Source organism: Robertmurraya dakarensis (genome assembly GCF_900156875.1).
In the GTDB taxonomy this organism is placed as follows: Bacteria; Bacillota; Bacilli; order Bacillales; family Cytobacillaceae; genus Robertmurraya; species Robertmurraya dakarensis.
In genome coordinates this window covers 316002-335451 of record NZ_LT707409.1, presented here as the reverse complement: position 1 = coordinate 335451, position 19450 = coordinate 316002, and the positions used below count along the sequence as shown (strand labels likewise).

Here is a 19450-nt window from a genome sequence, read left to right as displayed (position 1 = left end):
AGATTGGTAATACATAATGATCTAATCCAAATTTACCTGCATTATATCCAGCTGCCATGATGATAACGCCCATTAAGATATCTGTTGGGTTGTGAGATACAGTTCCAGCAAGCATAAAAGCAAAGTTCATCACGACTGCAAAGAAAGCAGCTGCCGTAGTTAAACAACCAAGCATAAGTCCTAATCCAACCAAGAACTCTCCCCATGGAATCATCACATTGAATAAAGCAGCATTTGGAAGGGCAAAGCTTTCAATAAACGTTACATACCAACCATATACAGGACTTCCATCCGGACCCATAACCGGATTTTTCACCGCATTTGCTAAAAATCCACTAGCATCAAATCCACCTGTTAGTTTACCAAACCCAGCAGTCAGCCAAGCGTATCCTAGATATAATCTAATTAATGTTAAAAAACCTGCTGCAATATTATTTTCTCTTAGTGTTTTGTTGATCATTATGATCTCTTCCTTTCAGGAATATATAAGATAATTTCTATACTCAGAGAATACCATGAACTTGACGGACAATCAGCACTTTGTGAAACATGTCACAAATGCGTAATAAAGTTATGACGGAATATTGAACACATTTTCACCTTGGAGATTGTGGAAAGGTAGCTAGTCTCAATCCACCTTCCATCCTTACCTCAATTACATCAAGTCCTAGTTTCGTGTACACAGCAACAGCAGCACCAAAACCTCTTATTTCACCAAAAAGGAAATCTTCCGAGGCAGCACTTCCGCCTGCACCGGGATATGACCGATTACTTCACCATCCGCATGAAGCTGCATCGAGTCGTTGGATTGTATGGATACACTTTGTCCTTTATGCTGAGCAACCTCTTTGAGGCTAGTATGTTTCCCAAAAAACACCGTAACAAATAGGAAGAGAAGCTTTAATCGAGAAAGATGATGAACAATGGTAACATCAAAAAGTCCGTCAGCGGGATTTGCATTTGGAGCTATCTTCATCCCGCCGCCATAATATGGCTGATTGGAGACCGTGACAAACCATACCTTCTCGTACCGGTAGATTGCACCATCCATTTCAACGACAACGTCTGTCAGTTTGTATGTAAAGAGAAGAAAGAGCACTGCACCAACGTACGCAAGGGATCCTAAGCCTGCCTTATTAAGATATTTCTTTATTTTTGATTCATTCGTCAGTTTCGAAACGGCTGCATCAAACCCAGTACCGATGCTATTGACGAAATAACCTTTTTTCGAAGCTCCCTTCAGCCTGTATTGACCAATATCAAATTTCTTCCCGCTTTTATTTTTTAAAATAAGAGACAGCGCTTCAATAGGAGACTTCGGCACGCCAAAGCCGCGCGAAAAATCATTCCCGGAACCTGCGGGAATAAATCCCACCTTGATAGTCGGGTAATCAACCGCTCCGTTTACAACTTCATGTATCGTACCATCCCCCCCAACGGCAATCATCGCCTCAATTTTGTCATGATACATTGAACACAGCTGTCTCGCTAATTGTTCCGCATGCTGAGGATACTTGGTATGAAAAGATCGATAATTTGCCTTTTTTTGATCTAGTTCATGTTTAAGCTTTTGCCATACCTTCCGCCCGCTGCCGTTCCCTGCTTTTTCATTAATAATAAAAAATAATAGTTTCATAGTCATACCTCAATATCCCAGTGATGCCTTAATAGTATTTTATTTTTGGAGAGTTGACAATGTTTCTTCCGTTCCCTGAAACCCAAAAACACCTAGCCCAAATTTAGGCCAGGTTCTATTCCACCCAATGATGTGGAATATTTAATTGAGGTGGTAATTTCGTATGAATATCACCTTTAGCTGCATTCACTTGTGCCTGGGTTAGAAAAATACTGCCGGTTAAGTTAGCTCCCCTTAAATCTGCGTTCCTTAAGTCCACGCCGATGAAGTCAGAGGATCTTAAATCCGCTTTTCGCAGATCAGCCGCAATTAACAATGCGCCTCTGAAATTGCTGCCTCTAAGATCTGCTCCCTTTAGATTCGCCCCTATCAGCCCCATCGTTTTCGTTACTTTTGTCGTTTTTCGTCTGATCTTTGACCGGACATCTTCACTTATTTTTAATAGTAAATCAGAAACACCCATTCTATGACGTGGGATATCCAGTTCTAGAATAGCTGTGGGAGATAACTCGGTAAGGCGTTCCGTTTCCAGCATAGCTTTTTTCAATTGAGTAAGGTATGGGCGCGATTCCTCGAGGCCAAGCGCCTCTTTCAAGTAATAAAGCATTTCATGAAGCTGCTGCATTTTAGGAAAAACCTCAAACATTACCTGTGCTTCCTCTGGATGTTCCTGCCAGTTTTTCCCGCGAAAAGTCACTTGAGAGACTTTCTGCCCTGCACCGAAACATTCGTAAACGGTACACCCTTTAAAACCCTTTTTCCGTAAATCGCTATGAATTCGGCAGCGATAATCTTTTTGTAAGTTCTTGCAAGGCGTGCCGCCGTCTTTATTGAAAGCAAAATCAGCAGATTTCGCATAGGGCAGTGCAACACAGCATAACCCAAAACAATTTTCACAATCTGCCTTGTAATCTTCAACAATCTTACTCATTTATACTTCATCCCTTTACAAACGGGCTTTAAAGGAATGACCTCTCAGCCTGTCGACAAATTCATATACTTTTTCAATTAAAGTTAAATGATTTTTACAGCTTTGGTTTTTCACTTGCTCTTTTTAAAATTTAATTGTTCTGCAGTAATAAAAGCTTCCATTATTTTTCTCCGTTTATAAGTCATTTTTTATACCCAACGCTAAAGAAAATTACAATTTTCCTAGATGTGTATCTTTAAAGCCGGTGCTGTACTTTAATCCGTACCCTAATGCGCGGTCCATCCCAATATGAGCAGTCCAAATCAAGCCTACCATTAAAAGGGTGTCCTGTTTCGTGAACATAGACAAAAATATGAAAAGCAGCGGGATTGAATAAGTGTGGAATAAATTATACACTGCTGCCCCCGTTTTTGTATTGATGGCATAACCGATCATTCCTATATCTGGCGCAAGCAGTAGTACCAAGAATAAGATCAAGCTATAGTCATTTAGAAAGTAATAGCCAACCGCAAGCAAAAATACAACCAACCCTTCCAACCTTAATGTTACTCTCAACCTTCCATCCCCTATCCCCATTGTTTAATTCCCCATAAAGGCAGCTAACGAACGTTAGTGCACAAATTTATTATAATATTCCTCATACGATATGTAATACATTTTTTCCAATTACTAACAAAAAAAATTACATACTAACGTCCGTTCGTGTATGATAAAACGACAGAGGATTCGGAAGATGACCCAAAGTACAAAGGAAAAATTTTTTTACACATCCCTTGAGCTCTTTTCACAAAAAGGGTTTAACGGCGTTCCAACAACATCAAAGTGTAAGGATCTTGCTACAATTAAAAAGTGAATCTCCCCAGTCAAAAGGGAAATTCACTTTTACTATCCTTTATGTCATCAAGTATTTTCACCATATAATCATAAGGATGTCCTTTAATCTGAATTGTTTTTTGCTCATGGTATCCAAGACTTTTATACAGTTTCTTAGCAGACGGATTATCTCGGTCAACATTGAGAGAAATTCTAGTGTAACCCTTTTGTTTCGCAATTTTTTCTGCTTGATTGATAAGTGCCGTTCCGATCCCGCAGCCGCGAAACCTTTCATGAACACAAAGTGTATCTATGTAAAAATCGCCCTCATCTGCTTCTTTATCCAGGATAATTTCTTCATTCCTTCTTTTCTTTCTTAATCTCTTCAAAATTGGTTCGTCCAACATAGCCGCATCTTCTCCAGGATAGGTAATCACAATTCCCGCTGCTTCATCATAAATATCTGCCACCATAGTATTTTGATGGCTCAGACGATTATTCTCTTCACGGAAAAAATTAGCTAGCGTTTCACGGATATTATCTGTCTTCGTTTGTCCTGTGAGCTTTTCGGCAATATCTCCAATTGCTAGATGAATGAGTTCAGCCACCGCTTTCGCTTCTTTTTTCCTTGCAGGCCGAAACTGCAATTCTTGGGAAACGACCTCTTCCCAAGTTAATCCGTATGGGGCCCCGCCATCTGTGTATCCCGCAATAAAATAAAATACATCATCATAATCTGCCTCGAATTCATCCATAGTCTTGCGTTTTCGAGGTTTTGATTTCTTACTCAATTCTCTTCTCTCCGTTCTTGTTTCGATCTACAACATAATCACCATGTGATTAGATTATATCAAAACACTAAAACCTTGGTCCTCTTTATCCTATTAAAAAAGCAAAGGGAGTCCCCTCTGCTTCTGTATCAGCCCTCATAAAACGGGTCAATAACTCTATTAGATTCTTCCTATTGTATCCCGTCCATTGCCACTTACAGTCTTCTTAACGGATGAATCAGCATTTCCTTTTTTCGTGATTGCTTCTAATTGTGATGACAATTCAGCAAACCATTTTTCATCTTTTATAAGCAATGCCACATCGATTAAATCGAGTATCGCTCCTTTTGAATAGTTCGTTACAGGTTCAATGCTAGTTACTTTTGATTCATGCATGGAGATGGTTTTTCCGATAATCTCCTCATGATCACTATTGACCACTCTCACAAAGACTTTGTTAAGGAACGGTTCAACATGATCGATAAATCCATGAAACATTGCTCCATCTCGATTATTGCCTTTCACCCATTTCCCCACTTCAAGTTGATTCTGTTCCATTCGCCTTCACCACCCTAAATGTTTTTTTACTGAACTGTAATATTTATTTTTACATTTTAGCTAGAATGCTGCAAAATGAAAAGAGATTTGCTTATGACTCCTGTTTTACCTGTTTTACGATATCCTGAATGGTATATTGATTGAGAAAACTGCCTAAATACTCTTCCCCATCCTCAAAGATCGAGGTTAGAACATGCTTCATATTTGAACCAACGATGCACTCATGATTCGATTTTGGACATTTGGGCTGTATTGTTCCATTCGCCGTTAGCTGGTAAAGATCCCACAAACTAACCTCACTCGGTTCTTTCGTAAAAACAAACCCTCCACCAGTACCTTCCCTTGATTGTATAAACCCTTGTTTTTTTAAAAGTCCTAATACTTTTCGTATTCTAACCGGGTGTACACAAGCGCTCTCCGCAATGGCGTCACTTGTTGACATCCTGTCTGGAAGCAGTGACAGAAGGGTTAAACTGTGAACTGCCAAAGTGAAGTCACTATTCATCTTAATCCTCCTAAGAGATGGTACTGTAATCATAAATGTTACAGTGAAAAAATGCAAGAAAGAACCTTGATCATCAAGGCTCTTCTTAAGGGGTAAAAAGTTTATTCAAGGGGTTATAGTGAGTTTCCCCTCTATTCCGGCAATTTATTCCTTTTTATAAAATCGATTTACAACTTAATTATCCTAAAATATTCCAATAATGTATTAATAAAATTATTTATCGACCTGATTCTACCAAAATAATCCAAAAATAATAAAAAAACCGCATCAAGACCAAAACTGAAGTAGAAAACACCGAAAACGGTCAATAGAAATGCTCTAAAGACCCAAATCATCTCGAAATCCTCTGCTCTGGTCTGTTAGACAATTTCTAAACGCCCAAAACCAGCGGAAAACAGCAAATCTGGTCCATAAGACCGTGCTCTTCCCAATAGAAAAGACCAGATCCCAAAGGAACCTGATCTCCATTTCGTTACCCAATAACAGGCAAAATAATTTGCGAAGGATATTTTTCATCATGATAAATCGTTTGCTTCGCAATCTTATGCTCCACACTCGAAATCATCGTCTCACCTGTGTTTAAGTTGGGATCATATTTCGGAAAATTACTAGAGGAGATTTCAATTCGTATACAGTGCCCCGGCAGAAATACATTGCTCGTAGGCCACAATTCCATTTCATACTCCAAGATTTCACCTTTAATCTTTTCACCAATATCATGACCAGTTCGGTACTTGGCGCGAACAATTCCGTCCGTTAAATTATAGGCCTTGCCATCTGGAAGTACGTCCATGAGCTTTACGGTAAAATCCGTATCCTCAGCATCTGTTTTTGCCCATAGCTTCACTTTCACGGAGCCTGTTACTTCCAGTGGTGACTCCAGAGGTTCTGATGTGTAGACTAACACATCCTCTCTTTCTTCCAATATCCGCTGATCCTTAGGCCCCAGCGTATTTACGCCCGCATATAACGTTCCTCCGCCATTTGTAGGAACAGGGTTACCTGGATCGTAAACAAACGTATCCACCTTCTCACTTCCCGGCTGTTCCACACTTAAAGAACCATCACCAAAACGGGTATTGGCATGCCCCTTGCTATGTAAAAAATAAGACATGTACGTTGTTCTAGCTAACGGCCATTCGTATTCATCACGCCATTCATTGATCCCCATTACGAACAATTTAACCGGAGCCTCATTTTCATGAGCAATTTTTCCCTTTAACCACTGATCAAACCAAGAAATATGCAGACCAGTTAAATCAATCCCATCTTCCGAAGAATGAACACCAAAATTTCTCTCACCAATCACCGAGCTAAACAGACCATGCCCCCATGGGCCGATGATTAATTTCTGCTGTGCTTGGCCGCTTTTTTGCAACTCGCTATAGTTCTTGAGCGTTGATTCTAACAGATTATCGTACCATCCGGCGATATGATAAGCAGGTACGTTGATTTGTGGATATTTGTGGAGGATACTCATTTTCTCGGAATACTCCTCAGGCAGGCTTCCATTCAACATTTCAAAGAAATACTCCGCAACCCCCAATTCTTTTAACGGCGGCCACTGTTCAACCGGTCTATACTGATACCATTGCTCAATGTCATTGTCGTACTCAACGAGCTTTTTCATCATACTTTCATATTCCTGCGCGTCACCATGCTTCCTTTTCAGCTGATCAGGAGCAACCGATTCAAGTGCCCATGTTTCTGCTGATGCGACAAGAAACTTCCCTCCGTCATTCAAGGAATTGTTGCGCCAATCATTTAATGTCATTGCAGGAAAAATCGCCTTTAAATGCGGCGGCTGCTCCGTCGCTGCCAATAGCTGCGTATACCCATAATAAGACAAACCGAACATGCCTACATTTCCATTGCTGTAAGGCAATGAAGCTGCCCATTCCACCGTGTCATAACCGTCTTCTGCTTCATGTAAAAAAGGATAAAATTTTCCTTCAGAATTAAATCTTCCTCTTACATCTTGTACAATTACAATATATCCATTCTGAACCAGTCTGTTTGTATCAAGATAGCGATGCGAATAGAATGGCAAATCCTTATTATAAGGAAGGCGTGTCAGCAATACCGGGAATTTCCCTTCCATCTTTGGGCGGTAAATATCTGCATACAATGTTACCCCATCCCTCATTTTACAAGGAACGTTTTTCTCCAGTAATATTTCTTGAATTTCCATTCGTCACTTCCTCCTTTTAAAAAAAGTCCATCCCAAATCAATGTCAGGATGGACGATATGTTTATGTTGCCTGCTGTTGATGCTGTGTGCATTTTCTTTTCTTATTCGGTGATAATTTCTTTTCAAGATAGCCCATCACGATATCAGCAATCACAGCCATTAATGCTGTAGGAATCGCACCTGCTAGAATGATGGCCGTTCCATCAGTGGCATTCGTACCACGCAGAATGATATCCCCTAATCCACCAGCACCGATAAAAGTACCGATGGTAGCAATCCCAATTGTAATGACCAATGCTGTTCTTAATCCTGCCATGATGACCGACATGGCCAGCGGCAGTTCGACCATGCGCAGCACTTGGAACTTTGTCATTCCCATCGCTTTACCAGATTCAAGCAAGGCATGATCGACATTGCGGATCCCGGTATACGTATTTTTAATGATTGGCAATAGCGAGTATAGAAATAAAGAAAATACAACCGTGTTAGTTCCGAGTCCCATCACAAGCATCAGCACTGCAAGCATCGCCAGCGCCGGAATGGTTTGAATGATATTTGCCAGTGAAATGACCCATGTGCTTAATTTATGATGCCTTGCGATGAGGATTCCAAGCGGAATTGCTACAATCGCAGCAAACAATACCCCGTAAGCAGACATTAGAAAATGCCGGTAAAACTGCTCCCACACATAGCCTGCATTTTGCGAATAATAAACGATTATATCTTGAATGACATCCATCCTGTCACCTCCCCGTTTTACTCAAAATAATCATGTTCTTCTAAAAATTCCTTCGCAATGACAGAAGGTTCCTTCATTTTTCCATCTGCCTCATAATTCAATTCTTGCATTTTCTCAGTCGAGATTTTCCCTGATAGCTTTTGTAAAATGTCTTCCAGCTCAGGGTGCTGCTTTAATACATCATTTCGTGCTACTAAAGATGTGTCATATGGCGGGAAAAAGCGTTTATCGTCCTCAAGGACCTTCAAATCAAATGCTTTGATCCGTCCATCTGTTGTATAAGCAAGAACCACGTCCATTTTTCCATTCGCGGCTGCTTGATAAACAAGACCAACCTGCATCGGGAAGGTTTCGCCAAACTCAAAGCCGTATTCTGCCACGAAGCCTTCATAGCCGTCCCCTTTCCGTTTCAGCCAAGAATTATCAACGCCGAGTTTTAAATCATCGACGAGAGGCTCAAGATCTGAGACGGTTTCGAGATTATGTTTTTCCGCCAACTCACTTGTAACGGTGAACGCATAAGAGTTTGCAAACCCATAGGAATCAAACCAAGTTTGATCAAATTGTTCTTGGAACTCACGCTGCACAATCTCAAGCGCCTTTTCCGGATCTTTTTCCGGTTCCATCGCGAGTGCTCCAGCTAGGTCTGTTCCGGTATATCTTGTTGCCGAAATATCAATGTCGCCGTTCAACATTGCCTGATGCTGAACGATAGAAGATCCAAGATTATTCACCATTTCTACCTGTGCATCTGAATAATGTTCAATCATCAAACGAACGATATTTCCCATAATTTGTGACTCTGAAGTACCTAATGTCCCTACGGCAACCGTATTTTTAGCGGGTCCACTCAAGCCAGGAAGAGAGCAGCCGCTAAGCAGCATCGTAAATGCAACGGTCAATATCAGGACGAACGAATTTTTTTTCTTCATTATTATGCCCCCTCCCTTACGCTGCTTCCTTCATTTTTTTCATACCTTTAGGAGTTACCCAGTTTTCAATCTTCCCTAATACCAAATCAGTTAACAGTGCCAACACAGTGACTGGAATTGCACCAGCAATAATGTACTCTGCTTGGTAAAGGTTAAGACCACTGAAGATGTAATCCCCTAATCCGCCGCCTCCAATAAATGAGGCTAATGTTGCCCACCCGATTAAATAAACGGTAGACAAACGAATACCAGCCATGATGACTGGGATGGCAAGCGGTACCTCAACGTACCGAATCCGTTCCCATCCAGTCATACCCATCCCGCGCCCTGCTTCTAGTAAACTTTTTTTTACACCACTGACACCTGTATAGGTGTTTCTCAAGATAGGTAGGACTGAATAGAAAAATAACGCGATGATGGCCGGTGTTTTTCCGACACCTAATAATGGAATAAAGAATGCTAGAATCGCAAAACTTGGGAAAGTTTGGATGACGCCCAATACTCCCATCACAAATCCAGCGCCTTTTGGAAATCGTGTTAGAAAAATGCCAAGCGGCACCGCTACGAGTATCCCTAAAAGTGCTGCGATTACTGATATATACAAATGCTCCCAGGTTTTATAGAGCATTTCACCACCATTTGTACTTAAAAATTGTAGTATCGTTTCCATGGTCAACTCCCTCCTATCCTATGTTTGAAATTTCGTCCTCGCCCCAGATAGAATCATAGACAATATCTACTAAGCTAGCTCTTGTCACAATTCCAATTAGACGTTTTTCTTCATCGATTACCGGTACGTACTTCATCCCTCTTTTTAGAATTTTACGAATCGTATCACGAACGAGTGTTCCTTTTTCAACCGTAAATAGCTCAGACTCGACTACATCGGAAACGCGGGTTGCTTTTTTCCGTTTTTGATCAATGATTTCAACATCAATAAAGCCTTGTAACACCTTGTTTTCATCGACTACAAGTAAAGAATCCACTCGATTTTGCTTCATTAATTGAATCGCTTCTGATAAAGTGCCATCTCCTGTAATCGTACTAGGATTTGGATTCATAATTTGCTCGACTGTTTGAATATTCGGTCTTGCTTGTACAAGACGATCTTTCCCAATGAACTCTTCAACAAATTCATCAGCAGGATTTCGTAAAATCTCATCAGGAGTGTCGCATTGCACTAATTGGCCATCACGCATGATCACAATTCGATCGGCTAATTTAATCGCCTCGTCCATATCATGGGTAACGAAGACGATCGTTTTATCAAGCTTCTTTTGCAGCTTTTTGAATTCTTCCTGCAAAGAATCTCTTGTGATTGGATCTAGCGCACCAAATGGTTCATCCATTAAAATAAGCGGCTGATCAGCGGCTAATGCACGTAGAACTCCAATACGCTGCTGCTGCCCTCCACTCAATTCATGAGGATACTTTTCCAAATAATCTGGTGTCATATCAACAAGCGTCAATAATTCTTTTGCCCGTTCACGGCGCTTTTCCTCCGGCCATTTTAATAGTTTCAATACTAGAGAGATATTTTCTTGAATGGTCATATGAGGAAATAACCCGATCTGCTGGATCACATAGCCAATTTCTCTTCTTAGTTGAACCGGGTCCTTATCCATAATGTTTACACCATTTATAGAAATACTTCCTCCAGTTGGTTCGATTAAGCGATTAATCATTTTCATTGTTGTTGTCTTCCCGCATCCACTCGGACCGATAAAACAAATGAATTCACCTTTTTCAAATTCTAAGGTTAAATTCTGAACCGCTTTTTTTCCACCTTTATATACCTTCGAAACATTATCAAATTTCAACAAAGGTAAGCCACCTCCATGTTTTTTCTATTAATTAACTTGTGAATCGCGAATAGCATTCGTCAACACTCAGCAATGTACTCAGTATAAAGTAAAGTTTGTAAAATATAAAGTTTATAAACTGTACAAATTACACAATATTCACGTAAACTTTTTATTGTACAAAGTTTAATGTATACTTTGCTTATAAATTCTCCTAAATACTCTTTAATACTCTCTAATGCTAATTTTAGGAATTCCTGTAAGTTATGTTAAAGTGGCATTGTAGATGGATAGTGGAAGGGTGATTCATTTGAATGAACAACCAGGAGATAAACTTAAACATTTAGAAGAACAGTTCGTTGATAAAATCGCGGACAATATGCACACATTCGGAGTATCTACTACTGTTGGCCGTGTTCTTGGGATTATTTATATCAATAGAAAGCCGATGACACTTGATGAACTGTCAACTGCAACAGGTATGAGTAAAACGCGAATGAGTCAGGTCGTCCGTGAGATGGTTGACCTAAATATAGCAGAAAAAGTGTTTGAAAAAGGTGTTCGAAAAGACCTTTATAATGTAGAACAAGATTATTATCAAACCTTCATCTCGCTATTCACCTCCAACTGGCAAAAAGCTATTCAGAAAAACAAGATGTTTGAAAAGAAGTTGTCAGCTGAGCTGAATGCTGTCTTGGACAGCGGAAAGATCAATGAAGATACGGAACAAAGGATTAATGAGCTGCTGTTAGAAACAAAGGAATGGCTCAATTATTATCAATGGATTGCCAATCTTGTCGAGTTTTTCCAAAGCGGAGAAATCTTTAAGCATGTTCCAAAACCGTAAGTTACACTACTTTGATGTCCAAAAAAGAAAATGGGAAGAGAAACCATTTTCTTTTTTTATTTTATATGAGGAGGAATTCATATGCGTAAAAATGTCATTTTAACTTGTGCCGTCACAGGTGCTGGAGATACTGCACACAAAAGCCCACATGTACCCGTTACACCAGATGAAATTGCGAAATCGGCCATTGATGCTGCAAAGGCTGGTGCAACGATTGCCCATATCCATGTTCGTGATCCAAAAACTGGCGGAATCAGCCACGATACAAATTTGTTTCGCGAGGTCGTGGAAAGAGTACGTGAATCCGATACAGATGTGATCTTAAATTTAACGTCTGGAGGTGGAGGTGACTGGATTCCAAGTGAAGAAAACCCTGCCGTTGGCGGTCCTGGAACTGATATGCAAACACCTGAAGAACGGCATGAGCCGGTTGGTGCCTTGCTGCCAGAGTTGTGCACCCTTGATTGTGGAAGTGTCAATTTCGGGGATCAGTTGTACATAAGCACAACTGATTGGCTTCGCAAACAAGCAAGTCTTATTCAAAAAAGCGGTGTAAAGCCAGAATTAGAATGCTTTGACACCGGACATCTTCGTTTTGCGAAGCAATTAATCGATGAAGGCCTAATTGATGGCGATCCAATGTTCCAATTCTGTCTCGGCATTCCATGGGGAGCAGACGCAGACGCGGAAACCATGTTGTATATGCGTGATAAGCTTCCTGAAAATGCACACTGGTCTGCTTTTGGAATCGGCAGAATGCAAATGCCAATGGCAATTCAATCAATGCTTCTAGGCGGAAATGTACGTGTTGGTTTGGAAGACAATCTTTATCTCGATAAGGGCGTATTCGCAACCAATGCACAATTGGTAGAAAAAGCAGCTTCCATTATGGCTGGTCTAGGCGCTAGTCCGATGACACCTGCTGAAGCACGAACATTTTTAGGATTAAAAAACCCGCACGGAAAGGCTGAATAAATATGAACTCACAATCTATTAAAAACGTAACCGTAGTTGGAACAGGTGTAATCGGAAACGGATGGATTGGCCGCTTTTTATCACAAGGCTATGATGTCATTGCAACAGACCCTGCACCGAATGCTGAAGCACGTATGCGTGCCGCAGTTGAACAAGCTTGGCCAGCTCTTGAAAAACAAGGACTTGCCGAAGGGGCCTCAAAAGATCGGCTTACCTTTGAACCCGACCTCGCAAAGGCGGTTGCTCATGCAGATTTGATCCAGGAAAATGCTCCTGAACGTGAAGAATTAAAGCGAGGGCTGCTTGCTCAAATCGACTCTTTTGCAAAACCTGATGCTATCATTGCATCCAGCACCTCTGGGCTGATGCCATCAACCCTTCAGGCAGATTGTGAACGTCCTGAACGTATCATTGTTGCACATCCATTCAACCCTGTTTATTTAATTCCTTTAGTAGAATTAGTCGGCGGGAAAAAGACTGCACCTGAAGTGGTAGAAACTGCTGAACAATTCTATTCATCTATTGAAATGAAGCCGCTAGTCATCAATGCTGAAATCGAAGGTCATGTCGCCGACCGCTTAATGGAAGCCATTTGGCGTGAAGCCCTTCATCTCGTGAACGACGGAATTGCAACAACAGAAGAAGTCGATGCTGCGATTATCTATGGGCCTGGTCTGCGCTGGGCATTAATGGGCCCCTTCTTAACGCTTCATCTTGCCGGCGGAGAACAAGGGATGAGACATATGCTGGAACAATTCGGTCCTGCGCTGAAGCTGCCTTGGACAAAATTAGTCGCACCAGAATTAACGGAGGAGTTAAGCAATCAAGTCATTAATGGCTGTGAACAGCAAACGGCCGGAACCACGATCTCTGAATTGGAACAAAGACGCGACGATTTCTTAATCGAATTGCAGCAGCTGCTTTCAAAATATTGGCCTGGGGCAAACTTGAATGGGAAAATATAATTTTTTAAAAGAAATTCAGATGGCGCAGAAGTACACTTCTGCGATCACTATAGTTAGGAGGAATCTTATATGAGTTCTATTCAAAATCCTCTTTTACAAGATTATGTACGCCATGATTGGATTGATTATAACGGTCATATGACAGACCACGCTTATGCCCTTGTATTCAGTTTGGCTGTTGATAAACTGATGGTAGATTTAGGGATTGATGAAGCCTTTCGTGAAGAACATCAGTATTCAATTTATACTTTGGAAACTCATCTATGTTATTTACAGGAAGCACATAAAGATGAGGAACTGCACGTGGATATTCAACTATTAGATTACGATTCTAAAAGAATGCATGCCTTTTTCACAATGTTTAACGCTGACGGCGCACCCCTTGCAACAAGTGAGCAAATGCTCATGGGCATGGATATGAAGGAAGGACGGCCATCTCCCTTCCCTTCTTCTATCCAAGCTGCCATTGAAAACTTAGGTAACTCGCAGCAAGATCTTCCGAAGCCTAAACAGGCTGGTAGAGTGATTGGAATACGGAAGTGACCTATCAAGCTCTACACGATAAAAATGCCTTCTCCATGCATTACATTTGGAGAGGGCATTTTTTGTACGATTGAATCGAAAATAAAGAGCCAGAACAAAATTGTCCTGACTCTCCCAAAACCCTCTATTCTTCTAATAAACCTTGCTCTTCATAATAACGCTTCGCACCATCATGCAATGGAATACCTGCAAGCTCTGTTACTGCATTTTCGATTTCCATTTGCTTGACGATCGCATGTGTAGACTCAAGCTGGTCTAGGTTTTCCCAGAATACTTTTGTCATTTGGTAGATGGTTTCTTCATCAACAGATGCATCAGCCATTAACATCATTTTAATCGCAAGTGTGTCAACATCCTCTTCCTGGTTTTCATATGTACCAGCTGGGATTGTCATTTCAGAGTACCATGGATATTCTTCCATTAATTGTTTACGGATTTCTGGCTCAATGCCGATTAATTTTCCATCAGCAGTTGAAGTCATTTCTGTAACTGCCGCAGTTGGAAGACCTGCTTGGATTAAAGCACCGTCAATTTGCTTGTTTCTCATTAAATCAATCGCTTCTGTGAATCCAACAAAGTTAGCATTGATATCATCTGGATAGTTAATTCCATACGCTGGTAAAATAATGCTTGATTCAACTTCCGGTGTGCTTCCTGTTGAACCTGGTGCAAATTTCTTTCCTTTTAAATCACCAACAGATTCAATGTCTGAACCTTCTCGAACAACAAACTGATTAGGATTGTAGTAAAGACCAGCTACAATACGAACATCTTCGTATTTACGATCTTTAAATCCTCTTTCACCATTATAAGCTTCCCAAATGATCCCGGAAGTAGCGAATGAAATATGCGCTTCTCCTTCTTTCATTTGGTTCAAGTTGTCAACTCCGCCATTAGAAGCTTGAGCATTGACACGTAACCCTTCAATTTCAGTACCCCAAAGATTTGCCATCGCTGAACCTAGCGGATAGATGGTACCCGTTGTTCCTGCTGTAGGGAAATTTAAATTTTGCTGTTTAGCTCCTTCTTCACTGCTGCCACCTTCTTGACTTGAAGAATCTCCGCCGCCGCATGCACCTAACACAAGGGCTGCACCTAGCATCATTGATACTAGAAAGCCTTTTTTCTTTCTTAACATTTTGTAGACCTCCCCTTTTTATATATACATAATTAGTTAATAGTCTGACTGATTTGGGCCACTTTTCTTTTTGCAGCCCACTGCCAAGCTATAACTATTATTAATAAACCAATCCCAATATAGTCCGTTAAACTACCTGGTGTAATCATTAAAATACCAACTGCTGCAAAAATAACCCTCTGAACCACATTCGCTTTCGTCAGCAGCCAGCCCTGAAGCCCTGCTGCAAGTGAAATACATCCAATAATCGCAGTAATCGCAGGGATAATACTCTCAGAATACGGATTTGCTCCAAGGAGCAGCGCCGGATTAAAAATAAAGAAGAATGGCAGGATAAACCCGGTTAATCCAAGCTTTACGGCAGTTAAGGACACCTGATTTTGATTGGTCCCTGCAATCCCTGCCGCCACATAAGAAGCAAGTGCCACTGGCGGTGTGATATTGGATAAACAAGCGTAAATTAACACAAACATATGAGCAGCAAGCGGTGAAACACCAAGATTAATTAATACAGGAGCACCAACTGTTGCAACAATGACATACGCTGCCACACCAGGTACGCCCATTCCCAAAATGATGCTCATAATCATCACGAGCAGCCCGGCGATGAGCAAGCTATCATTCGTATAATTCATCACCGCATAACCAAAGTTCAGACCGAGACCTGTTAGTGACACTGTTCCAATGATGACACCAATAACGGCACAGGCAACGGCAACGCCCACTGCACCTTTCGCCCCTTCTTCAAGCGCTAAGATGATGTCTTTTAGACCCATTCTCGTTTCCTTGCGCAGCCAGCTTGCGACTACACAGGCGACAATTGAAAACACTGCTGCGTACAGCGGGGTGTACCCCATAAATAGCATTCCCATTAATACAATTAATGGAAGAGACAGATGTCCTTGTTTCTTCAGCACATCCATTGCTTTCGGAATATTATCCTTCGAAAGACCTTTTAACCCAAGACGTTTCGCTTCAAAATGAACCACCATGATCAAGGTTAAATAATAGAGAAACGCCGGAATAATCGCGGCAATCATGACTACTGTATAAGAAACACCTAAATACTCTGCCATCACAAATCCTGCTGCCCCCATGATCGGCGGAGCAAATTGACCGCCTGTTGAGGCAACCGCTTCAACAGCGGCAGCAAATCTGGCCTTATAGCCATTTTTTTTCATAAGAGGAATGGTCAGTGTCCCCGTTGTTGCCACATTGGCCAGGGCACTGCCATTGATCATACCCATTAAACTGCTGGCAATGACTGCCACTTTTGCCGGTCCTCCTGGAGAACGCCCTGCAATCGTTAATGCGAAATCATTAATAAATTGACTGAATCCGCTTCTGCTTAAAAAAGCACCAAATAAGATAAACAAGAACACAAAGGTTGCGGAAACACCGATTGCGATTCCAAAAACCCCTTCGCTTCCGTAGAACAAATAATCAATGATCCGCTTGATGCTAAAACCGCCATGTCCAAAAATACCAGGGACCATCGGACCGAAGAAATTATATAGGAAAAATATTAAAGCTAAGATTGCTAGATTTCCAACCACCCTGCGTGCCGCTTCAAAAATCATCAAAATGCCGATCGCACCAAATATGTAATCTGGCAGCAGCAGAAAGCCTCCTCTTAGCACAATCGTTTTATAGGAAGCTAGTAAATACCCGGTTGACGCTATACTTAATAAGATAAGAATAATATCGAATACTGAAGGGAACTTAAGCTCCCGTTTGCCTTTTTTTGTAGCAGGATAAAGTAAGAATGTAACAACGAGAAGAAACATCATATGCCATGCTCTTAAGGAGATCGCATCAAAAACACCTGAACCTGCAGCAAATATTTGAAAAACCGACCAAAGCACTGCTAGTCCAGTCACAGCCTTTGCAGTTTTACCTATGTATGTACGAACACGAAACTCACTATCAACTTTCTCTACTAATTCCATTTCCTTGCTCAAGGCAGCCACCTCCTTATTGTTGAAAAAATATAAATCTTCTGTGGTTTATTCTATATTAGTGTAGTTTCTTTAGTACGTCAATACGAAGAGGCTTTAAAGTAGTAGTTAATCACATGCTTTAATAGTCTAACTTCATTTAATAGAAAACTAGTTATTTAGCTCTCCATAAAAAAACTTTCTCACCTCATATTTATTTAAAGTTTTAACCGGAAAAAATCGAACATTATTTTAAAAACAGATGCTAAGTATTTTTGTTTTTACCAGCCAAATGAAAGCGCTTAAAGAATTGAACATGGATTCTATTTCAGCGGGACTTATATTCGAAAAAATGAAGAAGGGGCACTCATTTTAACGTGAGTGCCCCTTCTTATATCAGGGTTAATGAAACGATCTCCAAAAAGCTCCATTTTTATCGATGATTGAACGAATTTCTCTATAAGGAATTTCAAATTCCGGAAACCCGACAGCAAAAGACGCAATTTCATAGGGAGCAAAGTAGATGACCAGTTGTTCATTTGTGACATAAAACGGCTGGTCTTCTTTAATCACAGCCGGCTCATCCTGTGAAAAATAATACTCAGGCTGTTCATTTATTTTCTTATTAATGATGTCACTAATGACATTGATATAATCTCTTCCTCTTTTAAATAAATCTTGGAGGCGATACATTCGGCCAGTCCGCAAATCAAGGTTCACATGCGTTAGGGTCGGCATGCCATGCGCGGCCCCAAAAGGATACTCATATCCTGTAAGCTCCAATTCAAGCAAGTACTTTTGAAATAAGACCACGGTAAAATCCCCGGAATAACTATAATATAATGGCTCGTGAGCTGGGATAGGCTTTACTTGTGATAGCTCCTTCAATTTTTGATTAACATTGTTTTGTGAAGCCACTCCGATGATCTGCGGATAATAAACGAGATAATTTTTATTAGGTCTGTATTTTTCTTCTATTATACTGATCTTTTTAGTCAGAGGAATGGTCTGGTTTTGCGTCCAAATCAAGCTGCCTTTTAAATCATAATAAGAGATTCGTTCATCAACAAACGCTTTGATCACTCCCCCCTCTATACTAAGATGGCCGATGCCATCTATAACAGGAAGGTACGGCACTTTCTGCCCCATTTTATTTATAAAAAAGGACTCTGTGCCTTGTATCACCGAACTGAATTCTCCATCATAATCATGGACAGTGTCGTAGAGAAAGTCAGTAAGCAACCGCCCTGTTTTACTATCAGCGACGGCAAAGACAGAACCTATAGACGGATATTCTGGGTCAATCGCTTTTCCAAGGGAAACACGAGTTTCTCCTATTATATTAATATCATGATAAAACGGGGGAATGACATAGGATCCATTCTTAGCAATCAGCCCGTATTGATACTTGCTGTTCTCCGAAAGATTAACAATCGCCCTGCCCTTTTCAAACGGCATGGCACTTGTAAAACGAGGCGGGATCACGACTTTACCAGCTTCATTCACATATCCTGACTTGCTATCGTACTTTTTCCTGAAAGAAATGAAACCTTCTCCATAATCCCCCATCATTTCGTAAAAATAAGGTTGCAGCACTTCCCCATTTTTGTTGATCAGAGCATAATTCTGTTCCTTTATTTTAACAAGTGCCTTACCATCATGAAAATCATTGGCATATTCATATCTTGGCGGAATAACTTCTCTTCCTTTTTCATCAAGATAACCAGAAAGGTTTCCATCTTGAAAATAGGCACGACCCTCTTTGTAATTGCTTATATATGGATAATGCTTAGCAGTCACTACCTGCCCTTTTTCATCCACTACCAAATTCCCTTTTCCTTCTAATAAAGCAACAGCAAGTCCCTCAGAAAACGGCTGTATCCATTCATAAATTGGAGGAATCACAAACTTCCCCGTTTTGTCGATGACCCCGGCCTGCTGATCAACCCAGACAATGGCAAGTCCATTATCCTGAAAACCATCTGCTTCTGTAAATTGCGGATAAATTTGAAACTGTCCGCTTTGATCGATATAGCCCCATTTTTGTCCACCTATCGTTTTAATAGAAACCGGAAACAAAACCCTCTCTATTCTGTTATTGTTCATAGTGATTCTCCCCCATGTCATACTTCCCAATATCATATGGAGGATACTTTCGTTGAGTGCGG

At 40.8% G+C, this 19450-nt stretch carries 19 protein-coding genes; 4 read left to right on the top strand and 15 right to left on the bottom strand.

Annotation, left to right across the window (positions count from 1 at the left end):
• The 12 genes from CZ487_RS10835 to CZ487_RS10780 all read right to left on the bottom strand — a co-directional run.
• Positions 1-460 (bottom strand): DoxX family protein (locus CZ487_RS10835; RefSeq protein WP_077212190.1); only part of this gene is annotated, 460 nt, incomplete at its 3' end.
• A 246-nt stretch (positions 461-706) separates the two neighbouring features.
• Positions 707-1636 (bottom strand): diacylglycerol/lipid kinase family protein, encoded by a 930-nt coding sequence (locus CZ487_RS10830; protein WP_077212189.1) that lies wholly within the window; start codon positions 1634-1636, stop codon positions 707-709.
• Between the two features lie 115 nt (positions 1637-1751).
• Positions 1752-2567, bottom strand: a complete 816-nt coding sequence (locus CZ487_RS10825) for a pentapeptide repeat-containing protein (protein WP_077212188.1) — start codon at positions 2565-2567, stop codon at positions 1752-1754.
• Between the two features lie 210 nt (positions 2568-2777).
• On the bottom strand, positions 2778-3143 hold the full coding sequence (locus tag CZ487_RS10820; protein ID WP_077212187.1) for a DUF4260 domain-containing protein: 366 nt from the start codon (positions 3141-3143) through the stop codon (positions 2778-2780).
• A gap of 287 nt (positions 3144-3430) precedes the next feature.
• A complete protein-coding gene (locus CZ487_RS10815; RefSeq protein WP_237562857.1) occupies positions 3431-4171 on the bottom strand; it encodes a GNAT family N-acetyltransferase in 741 nt (246 codons plus the stop codon).
• 159 nt (positions 4172-4330) lie between these two features.
• Positions 4331-4708, bottom strand: a complete 378-nt coding sequence (locus CZ487_RS10810; RefSeq protein WP_077212186.1) for a hypothetical protein — start codon at positions 4706-4708, stop codon at positions 4331-4333.
• Positions 4709-4799: 91 nt separating this feature from the next.
• Complete coding sequence (locus tag CZ487_RS10805) at positions 4800-5213, bottom strand: RrF2 family transcriptional regulator (RefSeq protein WP_077212185.1); 414 nt, start codon at positions 5211-5213, stop codon at positions 4800-4802.
• A 472-nt stretch (positions 5214-5685) separates the two neighbouring features.
• Entirely contained in the window at positions 5686-7404 is a 1719-nt protein-coding gene (locus CZ487_RS10800; protein ID WP_077212184.1) for a CocE/NonD family hydrolase, read from the bottom strand.
• Between the two features lie 61 nt (positions 7405-7465).
• Positions 7466-8143 (bottom strand): ABC transporter permease, encoded by a 678-nt coding sequence (locus CZ487_RS10795; RefSeq protein WP_077212183.1) that lies wholly within the window; start codon positions 8141-8143, stop codon positions 7466-7468.
• Between the two features lie 17 nt (positions 8144-8160).
• Positions 8161-9078 (bottom strand): osmoprotectant ABC transporter substrate-binding protein, encoded by a 918-nt coding sequence (locus tag CZ487_RS10790; protein WP_419865746.1) that lies wholly within the window; start codon positions 9076-9078, stop codon positions 8161-8163.
• 13 nt (positions 9079-9091) lie between these two features.
• Positions 9092-9745: an ABC transporter permease gene (locus CZ487_RS10785; RefSeq protein WP_077212181.1), complete on the bottom strand. Its 654-nt coding sequence runs from the start codon at positions 9743-9745 to the stop codon at positions 9092-9094.
• A gap of 13 nt (positions 9746-9758) precedes the next feature.
• Positions 9759-10898, bottom strand: coding sequence for a betaine/proline/choline family ABC transporter ATP-binding protein (locus tag CZ487_RS10780; protein ID WP_077212180.1), 1140 nt, complete (start codon positions 10896-10898; stop codon positions 9759-9761).
• A 265-nt stretch (positions 10899-11163) separates the two neighbouring features.
• Between CZ487_RS10780 and CZ487_RS10775 the strand changes: the two genes are divergently transcribed.
• From CZ487_RS10775 to CZ487_RS10760, 4 genes are all read left to right on the top strand, one after another.
• On the top strand, positions 11164-11724 hold the full coding sequence (locus CZ487_RS10775; protein ID WP_077212179.1) for a GbsR/MarR family transcriptional regulator: 561 nt from the start codon (positions 11164-11166) through the stop codon (positions 11722-11724).
• An 81-nt stretch (positions 11725-11805) separates the two neighbouring features.
• Entirely contained in the window at positions 11806-12699 is an 894-nt protein-coding gene (locus CZ487_RS10770; RefSeq protein ID WP_077212178.1) for a beta-keto acid cleavage family enzyme, read from the top strand.
• A 2-nt stretch (positions 12700-12701) separates the two neighbouring features.
• Positions 12702-13664, top strand: a complete 963-nt coding sequence (locus CZ487_RS10765; protein WP_202617824.1) for an L-carnitine dehydrogenase — start codon at positions 12702-12704, stop codon at positions 13662-13664.
• A 69-nt stretch (positions 13665-13733) separates the two neighbouring features.
• The gene (locus tag CZ487_RS10760; RefSeq protein ID WP_077212176.1) at positions 13734-14207 is read left to right on the top strand and encodes a thioesterase family protein; all 474 of its coding nucleotides are present in this window, start codon (positions 13734-13736) and stop codon (positions 14205-14207) included.
• A 124-nt stretch (positions 14208-14331) separates the two neighbouring features.
• Here the strand turns inward: CZ487_RS10760 and CZ487_RS10755 are convergent, their stop codons facing one another.
• The 3 genes from CZ487_RS10755 to CZ487_RS10745 form a co-directional block, all read right to left on the bottom strand.
• The gene (locus CZ487_RS10755) at positions 14332-15345 is read right to left on the bottom strand and encodes a TAXI family TRAP transporter solute-binding subunit (protein ID WP_077212175.1); all 1014 of its coding nucleotides are present in this window, start codon (positions 15343-15345) and stop codon (positions 14332-14334) included.
• A 32-nt stretch (positions 15346-15377) separates the two neighbouring features.
• On the bottom strand, positions 15378-17315 hold the full coding sequence (locus CZ487_RS10750) for a TRAP transporter permease (protein ID WP_419865715.1): 1938 nt from the start codon (positions 17313-17315) through the stop codon (positions 15378-15380).
• A 369-nt stretch (positions 17316-17684) separates the two neighbouring features.
• A complete protein-coding gene (locus tag CZ487_RS10745) occupies positions 17685-19388 on the bottom strand; it encodes a WG repeat-containing protein (protein ID WP_077212174.1) in 1704 nt (567 codons plus the stop codon).
• Between the last annotated feature and the right edge of the window lie 62 nt (positions 19389-19450).

Excerpts from the sequence above, each read along its gene's own strand:
- CZ487_RS10830 (WP_077212189.1), bottom strand. The coding sequence starts at position 1,636 with ATGAAACTATTATTTTTTATTATTAATGAAAAAGCAGGGAACGGCAGC.
- CZ487_RS10825 (WP_077212188.1), bottom strand. The coding sequence starts at position 2,567 with ATGAGTAAGATTGTTGAAGATTACAAGGCAGATTGTGAAAATTGTTTT.
- CZ487_RS10820 (WP_077212187.1), bottom strand. The coding sequence starts at position 3,143 with ATGGGGATAGGGGATGGAAGGTTGAGAGTAACATTAAGGTTGGAAGGG.
- CZ487_RS10810 (WP_077212186.1), bottom strand. The coding sequence starts at position 4,708 with ATGGAACAGAATCAACTTGAAGTGGGGAAATGGGTGAAAGGCAATAAT.
- CZ487_RS10805 (WP_077212185.1), bottom strand. The coding sequence starts at position 5,213 with ATGAATAGTGACTTCACTTTGGCAGTTCACAGTTTAACCCTTCTGTCA.
- CZ487_RS10800 (WP_077212184.1), bottom strand. The coding sequence starts at position 7,404 with ATGGAAATTCAAGAAATATTACTGGAGAAAAACGTTCCTTGTAAAATG.
- CZ487_RS10795 (WP_077212183.1), bottom strand. The coding sequence starts at position 8,143 with ATGGATGTCATTCAAGATATAATCGTTTATTATTCGCAAAATGCAGGC.
- CZ487_RS10785 (WP_077212181.1), bottom strand. The coding sequence starts at position 9,745 with ATGGAAACGATACTACAATTTTTAAGTACAAATGGTGGTGAAATGCTC.
- CZ487_RS10775 (WP_077212179.1), top strand. The coding sequence starts at position 11,164 with ATGGATAGTGGAAGGGTGATTCATTTGAATGAACAACCAGGAGATAAA.
- CZ487_RS10770 (WP_077212178.1), top strand. The coding sequence starts at position 11,806 with ATGCGTAAAAATGTCATTTTAACTTGTGCCGTCACAGGTGCTGGAGAT.
- CZ487_RS10765 (WP_202617824.1), top strand. The coding sequence starts at position 12,702 with ATGAACTCACAATCTATTAAAAACGTAACCGTAGTTGGAACAGGTGTA.
- CZ487_RS10760 (WP_077212176.1), top strand. The coding sequence starts at position 13,734 with ATGAGTTCTATTCAAAATCCTCTTTTACAAGATTATGTACGCCATGAT.
- CZ487_RS10755 (WP_077212175.1), bottom strand. The coding sequence starts at position 15,345 with ATGTTAAGAAAGAAAAAAGGCTTTCTAGTATCAATGATGCTAGGTGCA.
- CZ487_RS10745 (WP_077212174.1), bottom strand. The coding sequence starts at position 19,388 with ATGAACAATAACAGAATAGAGAGGGTTTTGTTTCCGGTTTCTATTAAA.